Below are 16,738 nucleotides of genomic sequence, written 5' to 3' on the forward strand. Positions count from 1 at the left end.
ATATGACTGGATATATGAAAGAAATGCGAAAATTTGTTGGACATAGGACAATCATTCAATGTGCAGCCAGTATAATATGTGTAGATGATAATGGAAAAATATTACTTGGAAGAAGAAATGACAATCATATGCTTGGTTATTCCGGCGGTTCGGTTGAAATTGATGAATATGTTGAGGATTGTGCAAAAAGAGAACTATTTGAAGAAATGGGTATCATAGCCAAAGAATTGGAATTTTTTTGTGTAAACTCTGGACCTGAAGCTCATTATATTTATCCTAATGGTGACGAAGTATCTAATTTTGAAATAGTATATCTGTGTAGAAAGTGGACGGGAAATCCAAATTCAAATGATGGAGAGATGGATGAATTACGTTTTTATGATCCAAAAGAAATTGATATCAATCAAATATCTCCACCAATTAAAAAAGTTGTAGCAGATTATATCAATAAGTTTGGTAAATAATTTAAGGAGAAGAAAGAATGGAAGATAAAAAGATATTACTTGATAATATTGATAAAATTCATATAACTGAAATGGGAGTTTATAGAATCAAAAGAAATCTAAAGATAGATACAGATGATGTTGTTGAGTATTGTAAAGATAAGGTGTTGGATAAAAAGTGTAACATATACAAACAAGGTAAAAATTGGTATTGTGAAGTTGGAAATATCAAAATCACTATCAATTCATATAGTTATACAATTATTACAGCACATATTGTTAAGTAAATTTGAATTTATTGAGGAGAGCTAAAAAATGAACTTGAAAGATTTGAAAAAAGATTGTGCCCAAAAGCAAAAGAAAGGTATTCATTTTATCATTGCATCAGTAGTAATATGGATTATGGTTTTAATCGTACAATTAACAGATTTACCTATATTAACAAAAAATCTATTGACATTTTGTTGCACTGCACCATTATTACCTATAGCTTTTTTAATTTCTAAAATATTAAAAATACAATTTCAAGATAAAAGTAATCCATTAAACTACTTAGGAATACTATTTTCTGCAAATCAAATGATATACCTTTTAATAGCAATGTGGATTTATCCTACATTGCCGGATAAAATGCTAATGGTTATTGCTATGATATTCGGAGCACATTTATTGCCATACAGTTGGTTATATAATTCAAAAACATATATGGTATTGTCAATAATTATTCCAATATTATCTTTGATAGTTGGTTTAAATTTTGCTAATTATACTCTTGCAATAATGATGATACTGATAGAAATAATATTTAGTATCCTGTTATCATTTGAAAATAAGAGAATAGTAAATGATTATGTCCAATAAATTAGAATTTGGAGTGAAACAGAATGATTATAATAATCGAAACCGTAATTTTATGTATCGCGTTTTTTCTAATATGTTTTTGGGGAACAGGTACAGATAACAAAAATTTAAAAAGCTATTCATCTTATCCAGATGAAGTGCAAAATCGAATAAAGAGTATTGCAGAATATCAAGGAAAATTTAAGGAAAGCAATAAAGTGGTTACATTTATATCCAATTTTCTGTTATTTCTGTTCGTACTATTTATATTAGGGTTGTTTATCAAAGAAAATGGCTTCACACATAATTTTCTTTGTTTATGTATTATAGGACAGGGATTGAATATCTTTGACTTATTTATTGTAGACCTTTTATGGTGGCGGAATACAAAGCGTGTTCGTTTAAGAAAAATACCAGAAAAGGAATTGTATCAAAATCCGAAAAAGCATATAGAAGCGTTTATCAGAGCCTTTATTATGTATCTGCTAATTGCTCTGATAGACGGATATATATTGACACTTTTATAGGAATAAATATAAGTAAATCCTAATTTGAAAGTGAGATAATCTATGAATAAATTTTTAAAAATTAGTATAATTATAATTGAAGTTATTATTTTCCTTATAGTATTGTTGATGATAATAAGTTTCGTTAATCATAAAATAAAATTAAAAAAAGAAGATAAATTTTTTAAAACAACTGGTAAAATTGTTGAAGTTAATAATCATAATATAAATGTTTATGTAAGTGGAAATTCCAATAGTGATACAACATTAGTATTTATGTCTGGAGGAGGAACTTGTTCACCTACACTTGATTTTAAAACACTATATTCATTATTTGAAAATGATTATCAAATAGCAGTAGTAGAAAAAGCAGGTTATGGTTTTAGTGATATAAGTGATATTGATAGAGATATAGATACAATTTTATTTGAAACAAGAGAATCATTGAATAAAGCAGGTATAAAAAACAATAGATATATTTTATTTCCTCATTCTATGTCTGGAATTGAAGCATTATATTGGGCAAATAAATATCCAGATGAAATAAAAGGAATAGTGGGATTAGATCCATCAGTTCCTAAAGCATACGAGAATATGAAAATAAATAATATGCTCCTTTCTTTAGCTAAATTTGGAGCAGATATAGGACTTACTAGATTTATACCATCTATTGTTAATTCTTCTTCTGCAATTAAAGATGGAAATTTAACAGATGAAGAAAAAAAGTTGTATAGAATTGTTTTTTATAGAAGAACAGCAACAACTTCGATGCTAAATGAAACAAAACAGATAAAAGAAAATGCTAAAAAATTAGAAAGTATTGATATTACTAATGTACCTATGTTATTTTTTATATCTAATGGAGATGGGACAGGATATGCAAAAGAACAATGGAGAAACTTTATTATTGATTATATAAATAGTAAGCAAAATGGAGAATATAAAATTTTGGAATGTTCTCATTATGTTCATAATATTGAATATCAAAAAATATATGATGAAAGTACAAAATTTATAAACAATTTACAATAACAAATTGAAAGTTGTCGAATTGGAAGTTGGAAGGAGTGTTGCATATGGATTTCCCTTTTTATGATGCACCTAATACAGCCACGATAATCTGTTGCCGTATTATAGATGATGGCAAACCTATTTTATATGTATCTCATGATGAAGATGATGGAATGTGGCAATTTTTGTGTGGTTCAACACATGATACAGATGAAGCAAGACTGGTATCTCTAAAAGAAGCGTTCGATTTAGACAATTCTGTTGGTGTTCTTAAAGATATGCCATGTGGTTACTATGCGGAAAGAAAAACGCAAGATGATAATTGGCTTGTGAAGAAACGATAAATCCTAATTTGGTGGGATGATTAAAATGTGTTTAATTTGTGACAGAATTAAAATGATAAAGGATGATACAAATCCATATTTTGTAAAAGAACTTGAAACTGGTTATGTGGTTATTGGAGATCATCAGCATTTTAAGGGATATACTTTATTTCTATATAAAGATCATAAAACAGAATTATTTCATTTGGAACCAACGCAAAAAATGAAGTTTTTAGAAGAAATGTCTATTGTAGCTGAAGCAGTTTCTAAAGCTTTTAATGCAGAAAAAATGAACTATGAATTATTAGGAAATGGAGATACACATCTTCACTGGCATTTATTTCCAAGAGTCAATGGTGATTTAGGAAAATATGGTAATAATGGTAAGGGACCTGTCTGGTGGTATCCAATGCAAAAAATGTATGATGATTCTAACTGTCCTACAAATGAAGAATTAAGGATAATGAAATCAAGATTATTAATGGAATTAGATAAACTCTTGTAAATACAGATTTTTAATAAATTCATATGATTATATGTTGACATAATGTGTGAAAAAATGTTTTTAGCACTCAATGCTTGACTCTGCTAAAATAGAGGGCTATAATATAAATAGAAATAAGGAAAGAGAATAAAAAAGGCAATCCTTACTTCTCATATCAAACATTGTTCATTCTCTAACAATGCTTAGAATTGTTATTCAAGAGGTGATATTTATGTTAATGCCTAGTATTTTTGGAGAAAGTTTATTTGATGACTGGTTTGATGATTTAGATAAGGAATTCTTTGGAAAGAAGAATCCATTATATGGAAAACATTCAAGAAATATGATGAAAACAGATGTAAGAGAAACAGAAGGAACATATGAATTGGATGTAGATCTTCCGGGCTTTAAGAAAGAGGATGTGGAATTGACATTTGAACAAGGATATTTGACAATCTCAGCTAAGAAGAACTTGAATAAAGATGAAAAGAATAAAGATGGACAATATATCCGACAGGAAAGATATGCAGGAAGCATGAGTCGAAGCTTCTATGTAGGAGAAAGTGTTCCACAGAGTGATATTAAAGCAAAATTTGAAGATGGTGTTTTAAGAATTTCAATTCCAAAACAGGATATGAAAGCTATTGAAAACAACAACACAATCATGATTGATTAATGTCATAAGAGTTCGAAAAATCGGACTCTTTTTTTGTAGACAATTCACGAAATTTCTTCTATTATAGAAAAGTCCTATAAAAACATGGAGAAGTATGCTATAATACAACCGTTAAAATAAAAAGTGTGGGAGAAAGATATGATTGGTTTTTATAATTATACTGTCATATTAACTTATTTAAGTTTAATCAGTGCTTTATTTGGAACGCATTTAGCATTTAAAGGAAATTTTGATGGAGCACTTATTTGCTTATTATTAAGTGGTGCATTTGATTCCTTTGATGGAATGGTGGCACGTACAAAGAAAGACAGAACAGAAGAAGAAAGAAAATTTGGAATACAAATTGATTCATTAGCTGATATGTTTAGTTTTGGTATATTTCCAGCTATTATTGGTTATACCATGATGGATTCTATTGTGTGTGGTGTAACTTGGCTATGGTTTTTTATCTTTGCGTTTTATGCACTTTGTGCAATTAGCAGATTAGGGTATTTTAATGTGGTTGAAGAAATGCGACAAAAAGAAACCACAGAAAAAAGAAAATACTATCAAGGTTTACCTGTCACAAGTGCAGCATTAATCTTTCCAGCTGTCTATTTATTAAGACATTTTTTGACAGTGGAAATGACATATAGTATATATGCATGGGTTATGTTTATCACAGCATGGGCATTTGTTATTAATTTTAAAGTGAGAAAACCTGGTTTAAAAGGAATTTTGGTCATGTTAGTTGTTGGTATATTGATTTGTGCAGGATTGATAATGCTATGAGAGTTGTCAATCGTCAAGGACAGGAATTAAAAGTCAATCAAAGTCAAAATCGTTTATTAAAATTATTATATAGTCATTTTTTAGGAAGATGTGCACTGAAAGTGTTAACCCTTCCTTTTATTACCCATATAGGTGGGATGTATATGAATAGTCGTTTATCAAAACGTCAAATTCAATCATTTATTCAAAATCATCATATTGATATGAATCAATATGAAAAACAGGATTATCGCTGTTATAATGATTTTTTTACAAGACAAATCAAAAAAGAAGCAAGACCTATATGTCAAGATCATCATGTTTTGATTGCTCCAGCTGATTCTAAATTAACGTATTATCGCATTGGAGAAGATACAAAATTGTGGATTAAAGATACGATGTATTATTTATCAGATTTATTAGGGAACCATGAACTGGCTCAACAATATGATGGGGGAACATGTCTGGTGTTTCGTTTATCGGTTGATGATTATCATCGTTATTGTTTTATTGATGATGGTTCTAAAGAAGAAGATGTTTATATAAAAGGTGTTTTTCATACAGTGAATCCTATCGCTAATGATTATTATCCTATTTATAAACAAAATTCTCGTAGTTATTCTTTATTACATACATTGCATTTTGATGATGTAATTTATATGGAAGTTGGGGCTATGATGGTTGGTAAGATTGTTAATCATTCTCTTGATTCTTTTTGTCGTGGTGATGAAAAAGGTTATTTTGAGTTTGGCGGTTCAACGATTGTTGTTTTATTGAAAAAAGATATAGTTGAAATAGATGAAGATATTGTGAGTCACTCATTACATCATGATGAAACACGTGTGTTGATGGGTGAAAAGATTGGAATGAAAAAATAAGGAGGAAAGAAAATGTCAAAGGTTATAGCTGTTACAAATCAAAAGGGTGGTGTTGGAAAAACAACAACAAGTGTCAATTTAAGTGCAGCTCTTGCTTATATGGGGAAGAAAGTCTTGTTGATTGATATTGACCCTCAAGCTAATGCAACACAAGGGTTGGGTGTTGACCGCTCATCTTTGGAATATACAATTTATGACGCTATTACACAACAAATGCCAATTAAAGAGATTCGTATTGCTTCTGGTGTTGATAACCTTGACATTGTTCCAGCAAATATTGATTTGGCTGGTGTGGAAATTGAATTGTCACAAGTCAAATCAGGTAGAGAACAAAGACTAAAATCAGCATTGGGTGATTATAAAAATCAGTATGATTATGTGATTATTGATTGCCCTCCAGCATTAGGTTTATTAAACACCAATGCTTTAACTGCAGCTGATTCTGTGTTGATTCCTGTTCAATGTGAATATTATGCTTTGGAAGGTTTAACACAATTATTAAATACAATTTTATTAACGCAAAAAGTATTTAATGAAAACTTGACAATTGAAGGTGTTTTATTAACGATGTTAGATGCCCGTACGAATTTAGGGGTAGAAGTTTCACAGGAAGTTCGTAAGTATTTTAGAGAAAAAGTATATGATGTCGTGATTCCTAGAAATATTAAATTATCGGAAGCACCATCAGAAGGATTGAATATTTTTGATTATGATGCTCATTCAGAAGGAGCTAAGGCTTATGCAAAACTGGCAAAGGAAGTGGTGAAACGTAATGGCCGCAAGTAAAAAGAAAAAAAGTGGTTTGGGAAAAGGATTAAATGAATTATTTCAAGGAGAAGATATTCAAACAATGATTGATGCGATTGAGAAGAAGCCTTCTCAATTTGCTCAAATACAAGTGCCTATCGATCAGATTCGACCTAATCCTTATCAACCTAGAAAGCATTTTGATGAAGAAAAATTAAATGAATTGGCACAATCTATTAAGGAACATGGCATTTTTCAACCTATTATTTTAAAACAGGCAATACAGGGTTATGAGATTGTTGCAGGGGAAAGACGTTATCGTGCAGCTTCAATTGTTGGATTGGCAGAAGTTCCTGCGATTATTGTAGAATTTACAGATCAGCAGATGATGGAAATTGCCTTATTGGAAAATATTCAAAGAGAAGATTTGAATGCGATCGAAGAAGCACAGGCATACCAGACAATGATGAAAAAACTGGATTTGACACAGGAAGAATTGGCGAAACGTATTGGAAAGTCAAGAGCCCATGTCGCTAATACTGTCAGACTTTTAAAGATGCCACAAAAATTACAGGATTATGTTCTAGATGGGACATTAACAATGGGACATATTAAGCCTTTAATTACCATTGATGAAAAGAAAGCTTTAGAAGTTGCAAAAAAAGCCATTGATCAACAATTATCTGTAAGAGAAGTCGAAGATATTGTCAAAGGGATTAAACTTCAAGAGGCAAGAAAAGCCAAACCAAAAGAAGTGAAACCTAAAGAATATGTTTATGTAGAAGGATTGTTACGTAAAAAATATCGTACGAAGATAAAAGTGGATGAACATACCATTACATTAAAATATACTGATACTCAAGATTTAAATCGTCTTTTAGAATTAATGGGTGTCATTGAAGAAGAATAGAAGATATGTTGTTAAGCATATCTTTTTAATTGAAAAGCATCACTTTGAAGTGATGCTTTTGACTATATTGTTTTACGATTTATAAGAAATAAGATCTTTATGTGTTCTTTGATAATATTTTTGACGACTGTAATCATCGGGATATTTTTGATAAGTTTCTTCGATATGACGAGGATCATCTATAGGAATGTGAAGTTGATGGAAATAATGGATAAAGTAGATAAAATCATCTCTGTTTTTCAGTTTCAATTGATAGACACCTTTTGAACTGACACAATCTAAAAGGATATGAAATACATATTGACTAAGAAGTCCAAAATTAACAAAGTGAGCAGAAAGGTCCATACGTATTTTCTGAATATCTTGTAAATCAAATTGAATCAAATCATTTCTTTTGTTTTTATATGATATTTGTGTACTATCAATGAATAAAGGTGTACTGTTTTTAAGAATGTTTTCATCGCTTTTAATACCTTCCATGACCATATAGACGGTTTGTCTAGAAACAAAAGCAATGTCCTGATCTTGAACTTCTATTTGGTGAGAAGATGATTGTAATTGAGGTTGTGTCTGATCAAATTCAAACAAAAGAGTATCACGATGAATAATCTCATTAATCTGTTCTAAAAATTGTTTTTGAGTTGCTTGATTTCTATGAATCACTGTTTTGATTCCACCATCATAAAGATACATCATTGTTTTTCCATAACTGGCAATCATGGAATCATGTGTGACTAAGACAATCGTTGTTTCTTGTTGATTGAGTTGAGATAAAAAGGTCATGAGTTTATGAGAATTTTTAGAATCTAAATTACCTGTAGGTTCATCACAAAACAAGATTTCTGGTTGATTGACAAGGGCACGAGCAATGGCTGTTCTTTGACATTCACCACCAGAACATTCATGAGGAAACTTATCTAGTATTTTTTCAATTTCTAACATTTTTGCGAGTTCATGAATTCTTTTTTCAATTTCTTGATTTTGTTGATGTCCTAAAATAAGAGGAGCCGCAATATTATCAAATATAGATAAATAAGGAATTAAGTTATGATTTTGAAAAACAAATCCCAATTTTTGAAATCTAAATTCACATAGATCATTTTGATGAAGTTTTGATAAATGCTTTCCAAAGATTTGAATATGTCCAGATGTAGGTTGATCTAAGGTAGATAAGCAATTTAATAACGTACTTTTTCCTGAACCAGAAGGTCCCATAATACTTATAAAATCACCTTTTTGTAATTCAAAATTGACATTATTTAATGCATATATATTTTTCCCTCTTTTTAAAAGAATATCAGGATCATAAACCTTAGAAATGTTATTCGCTTCGATTAAGATATTTGACATAACTTGTTGCCTCCTTCATGAATTGTTTTTCTTTATAAATCATAGAAACCATAAAAATTAAATAAGAAATGAAATAAAATATTTCTAAACCATACATCATTTGACTCTCTAAAATCTGATTTTGAATAATATATTGTCCTAAATAATGAATATAGAGATAAGGAATCAAAACAATGAAAAGGAAAAAGAATAAGTTTTTAAAAAGTGATATTTGAAAAAGTTGACGTATACTATATCCTAAAGCTCCTTGTGTTGCGTATATTTTTTTAAGAGATTGTAGATAGAACATATATTTCATCACAATACACATCAACAATAATATCAATAACATTATAAAACATGGCACAACCAGTAGTGTGATATGATTATTTGGATCGCATAACATCAATAACATAAAAAGTGAAGGTAAAACGATGGAATGGATGTTTGTGATGGATAAGAGCTGATGGGTAAGATACATATAACTTGTAAGAGAGTGAAAGAGGAGAGAATGATGAGTGATTTGTTTATGGAATAAATCAAATATAAGGGGAATAAACTGATTAGAAAGATATATGATGGATGAAAAACATAAGAGAAAATAGATGAGTTTATTTTGGAGTATTGTATTATGAACAAGGGCATCAATGGAATAGAAAAGAATGATGATTTCAATAATGGATATGAAAATACGAGAAAATGGAATTTTACGTTTATAGTAATGACGACTCATGAAGATTTGATAAGGAGCGATTTCTTGTGTGGTTTTTTGATGAAGTGTTTCCATCATATGACAGTCAATATAAGTTAATTGTTTGGCACTTAATGCAAAAACAATAATAAGAGTAAAGATCAGAACAAATACATCAATAAAAATGGTATAAGGTATACTATAGAAAAAAGTGAAATGATTGGCTAAGAATATATTGATCATTTCAATAAGTAAAATACCTAAACCTATTCCTATGATAAATGCTGTAAGTAGTATCGTACCAAATTGAATCAACAGATAAATGAAAAGGTCTTTAGGTTTTCTTCCAAACATCAATAACATAGAAAATTCATGTTGTTTACTTTGAATAAAGTATTGAGATAAAAAAGCACTTAAAACAACAGAAATAAATAATGACATAAAGGGGATAAAACTGATAGCCATGAAGATTATGGGATCAAGTAAGAGTTGATTTAAATAATCAAACATAGCAATAAAACAAAATTCAAATGCAAACAACAACGTCATCATAACAAAATAGAGTAGATAACTTTTCTTTTGTGATTTGATAGTTTTGATTGTAAATACGAACATATCTATTCCTTCTTTCTACTTATATAATACTACTGTAATAAAATAATTTAAATAATTTTCGATATTTTTAATAAAATTATCAATAGATTTACTTCTCTATTAAATATGGTTTTAAAAACTACATTTATATTGACATTCAAATGTATATTTGTTAATTTATAAATAGAGATAATACATATGAGGAGAATGAGTATGAGAATTATTACGGATACTGGGGCATTATATTCACCTGAAGAAGGGAAGAAATTAGGTTTTGATGTTTTACCATTAAATGTTATTGCTGATAAAAAGAGTTATAAAGAATATGTGGATATATCAAGTCAGGAGTTTTTAGAAATTGTTAAGGAAGGACATATTCCAAGTTCATCACAACCTTCCATTGGGGAAACTATGGAAATGTTTGAAAAATATCCAGATGAAGATATTCTTGTGATTAATATGGCAGATGGTCTATCTGGAACATATCAAAGTACAGTGAGTGCGAAAGAAAGTGTAGATCATAGTGAAAATATTCATGTGATTAATTCTATGACTTTATGTGGACCACAAAGATATTTAGTGGAAAAAGCTGTTACTTTAAAAGAAAAGGGCATGGATATTCATCATATGATGAAAGAACTGCATAAAAGTATTGCTTGTGAAAAATCGTTTTTAATTCCACAGGATTTTGGATTTTTAAAACGTGGTGGGCGTTTAACACCACTAGCAGCAACACTGGGAGGCATGTTGAAGATTACACCTATTATGACAACAACAAAAGATGCGAAAAGATTAGAAAAATATGCGATGAAAAAAACTTTAAAAAGTGCTATTAAAGAAATTATCAAGGCTTTTCAAGAATTGGGTGTTAATGAAGACTTTAAGATTTATGTGACGCATGCAGGAGTTTTACAACAGGCACAGGATGTTGTCAAACAGTTACAAAAAACATTTGAAAATACAGTGATTGAGATTTATGAACTTTCACCTGTTTTTATTGCTCAAGGTGGACCAGGATGTATTGCTGTACAAACGATTAGAAAATAAAATGAATAGACTGTTAATGATGTCATTAATGGTCTTTTATTATATAATAAAAAAGAAGGTGATCAAAATGAATTGTCAAGATATTTTGGAGTTTCAGGGAGTCTGGAGAGATTATCAACAAAGAATATTAGATCAATTAGATATTTTGAAGAAGGATCAGAAAATACATATTGTTGCAGCTCCAGGTTCTGGGAAAACAACATTGGGAATAGAAATCATAAGATTAGTCAATCAGCCTACATTAATTCTGGTACCTACGATTACAATACGTCAACAATGGGTATCAAGAATAAATGAAGCTTTTTTAAAAAAGGGGTTAAAAAGTGAAGATTATATATCACAAGATTTAAAACATCTAAAATTAATCAATGTAGCGACATATCAATCTATTCATAGTGCCATGAAAAAAGTGAGTCAACAAGATGATGAAGAAAATATGGATTATCAAGATTATTCATTGATTGATGCAGTTCGTGAAGCAGGGATTCAAACTTTATGCTTAGATGAATGCCATCATTTAAAAACAGAATGGTGGAAGGCTTTAGAAGATTTTAAAAAAGAAATATCGTCTTCGCTTTTTACTATTTCTCTAACAGCGACACCACCTTATGATTCAACACCGGCAATGTGGACAAGGTATCTGGATATGTGTGGAGATATTGATGTAGAAATTACTGTACCAGAACTTGTAAAAGAGGGGAGTTTATGTCCTCATCAAGATTATGTTTACTTTAATTATCCAACAGCTAAAGAAGAAGCCAAGATGAAAAAGTTTCAAGATGATGCACAAACAGTTTTTCATTATTTTATGTCAAATTCTTTATTTCAACAGGCAGTATTATCACATCCCTACGTACAATCTGTTCAAGATTTAGATCGTGCTTTAGAAAATCCAGCTTATTTATCATCTTTATTCATTTACTTAGAAAGTCAACACTTGTCTTATCCCAAAGAATATTTGAAAATATTAGGAACAAAGACATTGGAACCTATGTCTATACAATGGATGGAAATATTATTACAAGGTTTTTTCTTTGATGATTGCGATTCCTATACTATTTTAGAAGAAGACTTTCAAGAATTATATCAATATATCAAATCTTATGGAATGATTGATAAAAAGAAAGTCGTTATGCAAGTCGATATAGCTTTTGAAAAGATGATGATTTCTTCAGTGGGGAAATGTGAAAGTATCAAAGTGATTGTCAATCATGAATATCAAAATATGCAAAAGAATTTAAAACTTCTGATTTTAACAGATTATATTAAAGCAGAGTATGAAAAAGACATTGGTGATGAAAGTATGAATGTTCATGCTTTAGGCGTCTTGCCATTCTTTGAAATGTTAAGAAGGGAAAGTATTCAGCAGGTTCAACCTTTTCATTTGGCAGTATTATGTGGTTCAATGATTATCATCCCTGCATGTTTTCAAGAACAATTAAAACAACTTGTAGAACAAAAGGATCGTATAGTTTTTCAACCATTAAAGAAGATCGATGATTATGTGAAAGTGGAAATGAAAGGAAATCATCAAGATATCATTAAAGCAGTGAGTACATTGTTTGAACAGGAAGATATTCAAATACTCATTGGAACCAAATCATTACTTGGTGAAGGATGGGATTCTCCTTGTGTCAACACTTTAATTCTTGCGAGTTTTGTAGGTTCTTTTATGTTAAGCAATCAAATGCGTGGGAGAGCTATTCGTACATATGCTAAAGATCCAGATAAAGTCAGTCATATCTGGCATCTGGTTTGTATTCCACCTCATAAGGGAATTATTAATCGTCGTCAATTTATTGAAGACAATGAAAGTGATTTTGAAAATTTAAAAAGAAGAATGGAACATTTTTTAGGTTTGCATTATGAAAAAGATTTTATTGAAAATGGAATTGAGAGATTAACAGCTATTCAATATCCATTAACACGTGCACATATCAAAACAACAAATCAAAAAAAGTTAGCATTATCATCTAAACGAAATCAATTAAAAGAAAGATGGCAACGTTCTTTAGCTATCTATGATAAGATTGAAGTTGTTGATGAGATTGAAACAGAAGACCAGAATATAACAAGCGTTTTATTGTATGATGCTTTAAGACACATGATGATTATAATTGTCAGTTTTATTTTAGCATTTATTGTAGTTATTGCATTGATGGTATTTTTTGAAATAACGAGTACGTATATCATGTATTTGTTAGTGACTTATGTGATGGTTGGGTTAATGACTGTATTTTTGAAATTGAAGAAAGTTTTGACTTGGAGAAATCCTTTAAATCGTTTACAGGCTTTTGGTGATGGCATTTATCAGGCTATGCTCAATATGCATATGTTTGAGTTGTTGAACTGTCGTGTACAAACAGAATCCCAAGCAGTTTTCTATTCTATTTATTTGAGTGGTGGAACAGCTCATGATAAGGTGTTGTTTGCGAAATGTGTGAATGAGTTTTTTGATGAAATGGATAATCAACGTTATATTCTCTACAATAAGCATCAAAGACCAAAAACAAATCGTTATTTTGTTGTGCCGGATGTTTTTTCTAAACGTAAAGAAGATGCGATGATTTTTGCAAAGTGTATGCAACCTTATATTGGAAGATATGAGCTGATTTATACACGAAATGAACAGGGAAGAAAGATTTTACTGCAAGGAAGAAGGGATGCTTTGGCTAATCGGCAAAACAGACTTCTTACAAGAAAGAAAGTTAAAGGAGCTTTGGAATAATATATTTCTTTCATTGTTTGAAAATATAGCGAAATAAAATGAGTTTTTGATTATAATAAGTACAAAAAGGAGGAGTAAAAAATATGAGTTTCCCTAAAGGATTTTATTGGGGTGGAGCAACTGCTGCCAATCAATTAGAAGGAGGATGGCAAGAAGGAGGAAAAGGTGTTTCTTGTCCAGATATTTGTACTGGTGGAACAGCAACCGTTAGTAAAAGAATTACACCTGTTTTAGAAGAAGGAACATTTTATCCAAGTCATGATGCAATTGATCATTATCATAGATATAAAGAAGATATTGCATTGTTTGCCCAGATGGGATTTAAAATGTATCGTTTTTCTATCGCATGGACAAGAATCTTTCCAAATGGTGATGAAGAACAACCTAATGAAGAAGGATTAAAATTCTATGAAAGTTTAATTGATGAATGTTTAAAATATGGTATTGAACCGATGGTTACTATTTCTCATTATGAAGTACCATTCCATTTAACAAAGAAATGGAATGGTTGGGCTGATCGCAGAATGATTGACTGTTATTTAAATTTCTGTAAAGCTATCTTTAGACGTTATAAAGGAAAAGTCAAATACTGGTTAACATTCAATGAAATCAATAGTGCGACAACACCAATGGGTGGATTTTTATCTCAAGGGATTTTAAACGAAATCAAAACAATGGATTTTATGGATCAGGTTGATAATCCAAATAATCGTTTTCAAGGATTACATCATCAATTTGTCGCCAGTGCTTTAGCTGTAAAAATGGCTCATGAAATTGATCCAAATTATCAAGTAGGATGTATGCAAATTATGGCAACAAGTTATGCTTTAACTTGTAATCCAGAAGATGAAATTGTTAATCAACAAAAAGGACACTTAATGAACTGGTTCTGTAGTGATGTTCAATGTCGTGGAAAATATCCAAACTATATCAAGAGATATTTTAAAGATAACAACATTACAGTACATATGGAACCGGGTGATGATGATATTTTAGCGGCAGGACCTGTTGATTTCTATACATGTTCATATTATATGTCAAATTGTCAAACGGCTGACAAATCTAAAGAATCTGGTAAAGGAAATATCTTAGGTGGGGTTCCAAACCCATACTTAAAAGCAAGTGACTGGGGATGGCAAATTGATCCTATTGGACTTCGCTATTCATTAAATGAAATCTGGGATCGTTATCAAAAACCAATCTTTGTCGTAGAAAATGGATTAGGCGCTTATGATAAGATAGATGAAGATGGTAAAGTTCGCGATGATTATCGTATAGATTATTTAAGAAGTCATATCCAACAAATGCATGAAGCTGTTTTAGATGGTGTTGATTTAAGAGGTTATACACCTTGGGGATGCATTGATTTGGTTTCTGCTTCAACAGGAGAAATGGCTAAACGTTATGGATTTATCTTTGTTGAAAGATATGATGATGGAACAGGAGATTTCTCTCGTCGTAAGAAAGAATCTTTCTATTGGTATAAAAAAGTTATTGAAACAAATGGTGAAGATTTAGATTAAAAAATAACCGCACTTTGAGTGCGGTTATCATTTTATAAAGCTATTTATTGAAGTTGATGATTTGATAGCTTTTCAGGTATAAGTTTTTGATAAGTTTCTTCAATCCATTTTTTTGTCAAACCATTTTGATAATGATAATGTGTTGTTTCATATTGAGATGTATATTGATCATAAGGAATAAGTTTAAAGTTTTGTAAATGTTCATCATAGTAATTGATAACAGGGATATAGTCAATGTTTTGAATAGAAATTTGATTATTTTCTTCTACAATGTCAAGTGAAACCATCATTGAAACATTATATGCATTTTTAAATTCCTGGTGAGTACGATCGACAATAGGGTCTGCACTTACAAAATTTCCTAGAGAATACATACATAAAGTGCGATTATTATTGATCCATTCCATAGGCTGTGAACAATGAGAATGATTACCAATAATAATATCAACACCTAAATCACTAAGCAATTGAGATACTTCTTCTTGTTGAGTTGAAATATCATATGTAAATTCATTTCCCCAATGCATCATTGCAATCAAGACATCACAGTTTTCTCTAGTTTGAGTCACTTCTTTCGTTAATAAATCTTTATATGCCTGTGTCATTTTTCGGTCACTAGGACGATTAAATAAAGCAACTTTGGCTTGATTTTCATCACTGACAATTTGATTTGTTGCATATGTATAAGATACAAAACCAAACTTTATTCCATGAATAGTCATATATTTTCCTTGATCTCTATCATCTTGATTATAGTAAGTGCCCACAGCTAAAATATCTTTTTCTTTTAAGAAATCAAGGGTATTATCAATGCCCTGATTTCCTCAATCATTAGCGTGGTTATTAGCAGTTGAAACGACTTCTAAATCAAGCGATGCTACCTGTTTACCAATTTCACGAGAAGCATTAAAAGAATAGCCTGTCCCAGAAATGTTCAGTTCTTTACCACCAATAGGTGTTTCCAGATTAGCAATGGATAAATCATCATTTTGTAGATAAGGTCTTACCAAATCATAATAGCCTTTATCTTGGCTATCATCTTCGATCCAGTCATAATAAGGCTTCTCATATAATAAATCACCAATAAAATGACAGCTTACTGTGTTTTTTGTTTCTTCTTTTTGAGGTTGTGTTTGTGGTTGCGGTTGACATCCAACAAGCAAAAGGACCAAACAAACAAATAATTTTATTTTTTTCATGAAATCACCATAATGATTGTATAATATTGTCGAAAGCTGTTCAATACCTATGATATAAT

17 protein-coding genes and 1 pseudogene are annotated in these 16,738 nt (G+C 30.3%); 15 read left to right on the forward strand and 3 right to left on the reverse strand.

Annotation, left to right across the window (positions count from 1 at the left end; all coding sequences use genetic code 11):
• Positions 1-14: 14 nt before the first annotated feature.
• From KEC48_RS13625 to KEC48_RS13680, 12 genes are all read left to right on the forward strand, one after another.
• Entirely contained in the window at positions 15-464 is a 450-nt protein-coding gene (locus tag KEC48_RS13625; RefSeq protein WP_249191370.1) for an NUDIX domain-containing protein, read from the forward strand.
• A gap of 17 nt (positions 465-481) precedes the next feature.
• Positions 482-730, forward strand: a complete 249-nt coding sequence (locus KEC48_RS13630; RefSeq protein WP_211962996.1) for a DUF3781 domain-containing protein — start codon at positions 482-484, stop codon at positions 728-730.
• A gap of 28 nt (positions 731-758) precedes the next feature.
• Positions 759-1,304, forward strand: coding sequence for a hypothetical protein (locus KEC48_RS13635; RefSeq protein WP_211962999.1), 546 nt, complete (start codon positions 759-761; stop codon positions 1,302-1,304).
• 23 nt (positions 1,305-1,327) lie between these two features.
• Positions 1,328-1,810, forward strand: a complete 483-nt coding sequence (locus KEC48_RS13640; protein WP_087297376.1) for an ABC transporter permease — start codon at positions 1,328-1,330, stop codon at positions 1,808-1,810.
• 42 nt (positions 1,811-1,852) lie between these two features.
• Complete coding sequence (locus tag KEC48_RS13645) at positions 1,853-2,821, forward strand: alpha/beta hydrolase (protein ID WP_211963001.1); 969 nt, start codon at positions 1,853-1,855, stop codon at positions 2,819-2,821.
• 44 nt (positions 2,822-2,865) lie between these two features.
• Positions 2,866-3,144 (forward strand): hypothetical protein, encoded by a 279-nt coding sequence (locus KEC48_RS13650; RefSeq protein ID WP_211963003.1) that lies wholly within the window; start codon positions 2,866-2,868, stop codon positions 3,142-3,144.
• A gap of 52 nt (positions 3,145-3,196) precedes the next feature.
• Positions 3,197-3,628, forward strand: a complete 432-nt coding sequence (locus tag KEC48_RS13655) for an HIT family protein (protein WP_349291036.1) — start codon at positions 3,197-3,199, stop codon at positions 3,626-3,628.
• A gap of 211 nt (positions 3,629-3,839) precedes the next feature.
• The gene (locus KEC48_RS13660; RefSeq protein WP_087360429.1) at positions 3,840-4,283 is read left to right on the forward strand and encodes an Hsp20/alpha crystallin family protein; all 444 of its coding nucleotides are present in this window, start codon (positions 3,840-3,842) and stop codon (positions 4,281-4,283) included.
• A 138-nt stretch (positions 4,284-4,421) separates the two neighbouring features.
• Complete coding sequence (locus KEC48_RS13665) at positions 4,422-5,054, forward strand: CDP-alcohol phosphatidyltransferase family protein (RefSeq protein WP_211963007.1); 633 nt, start codon at positions 4,422-4,424, stop codon at positions 5,052-5,054.
• Entirely contained in the window at positions 5,051-5,911 is an 861-nt protein-coding gene (locus KEC48_RS13670; RefSeq protein WP_211963009.1) for a phosphatidylserine decarboxylase, read from the forward strand. The genes KEC48_RS13665 and KEC48_RS13670 overlap by 4 nt, the downstream gene beginning before the upstream one ends.
• A gap of 12 nt (positions 5,912-5,923) precedes the next feature.
• A complete protein-coding gene (locus KEC48_RS13675) occupies positions 5,924-6,697 on the forward strand; it encodes an AAA family ATPase (RefSeq protein WP_087360438.1) in 774 nt (257 codons plus the stop codon).
• Positions 6,684-7,568, forward strand: coding sequence for a ParB/RepB/Spo0J family partition protein (locus tag KEC48_RS13680; RefSeq protein WP_211963011.1), 885 nt, complete (start codon positions 6,684-6,686; stop codon positions 7,566-7,568). The genes KEC48_RS13675 and KEC48_RS13680 overlap by 14 nt, the downstream gene beginning before the upstream one ends.
• A gap of 72 nt (positions 7,569-7,640) precedes the next feature.
• Here the strand turns inward: KEC48_RS13680 and KEC48_RS13685 are convergent, their stop codons facing one another.
• Positions 7,641-8,918, reverse strand: a complete 1,278-nt coding sequence (locus KEC48_RS13685) for an ABC transporter ATP-binding protein (protein ID WP_211963013.1) — start codon at positions 8,916-8,918, stop codon at positions 7,641-7,643.
• Positions 8,890-10,203, reverse strand: a complete 1,314-nt coding sequence (locus tag KEC48_RS13690) for an FtsX-like permease family protein (protein WP_211963015.1) — start codon at positions 10,201-10,203, stop codon at positions 8,890-8,892. The genes KEC48_RS13685 and KEC48_RS13690 overlap by 29 nt, the downstream gene beginning before the upstream one ends.
• A gap of 192 nt (positions 10,204-10,395) precedes the next feature.
• Here KEC48_RS13690 and KEC48_RS13695 point away from each other — a divergent pair, with 192 nt between their 5' ends.
• The 3 genes from KEC48_RS13695 (at position 10,396) to KEC48_RS13705 (ending at position 15,480) form a co-directional block, all read left to right on the forward strand.
• Positions 10,396-11,229 (forward strand): DegV family protein, encoded by an 834-nt coding sequence (locus KEC48_RS13695; RefSeq protein WP_087360450.1) that lies wholly within the window; start codon positions 10,396-10,398, stop codon positions 11,227-11,229.
• A gap of 67 nt (positions 11,230-11,296) precedes the next feature.
• Entirely contained in the window at positions 11,297-13,957 is a 2,661-nt protein-coding gene (locus KEC48_RS13700; protein ID WP_211963016.1) for a DEAD/DEAH box helicase family protein, read from the forward strand.
• A gap of 83 nt (positions 13,958-14,040) precedes the next feature.
• On the forward strand, positions 14,041-15,480 hold the full coding sequence (locus KEC48_RS13705) for a family 1 glycosylhydrolase (protein WP_211963017.1): 1,440 nt from the start codon (positions 14,041-14,043) through the stop codon (positions 15,478-15,480).
• 44 nt (positions 15,481-15,524) lie between these two features.
• Here the strand turns inward: KEC48_RS13705 and KEC48_RS13710 are convergent.
• Positions 15,525-16,679, reverse strand: a pseudogene (locus KEC48_RS13710) (CapA family protein).
• Positions 16,680-16,738 lie beyond the last annotated feature (59 nt).

The sequence above is a fragment of the Clostridium sp. C1 genome (assembly GCF_018223625.1).
Taxonomy (GTDB): domain Bacteria; phylum Bacillota_I; class Bacilli_A; order Erysipelotrichales; family Coprobacillaceae; genus Allocoprobacillus.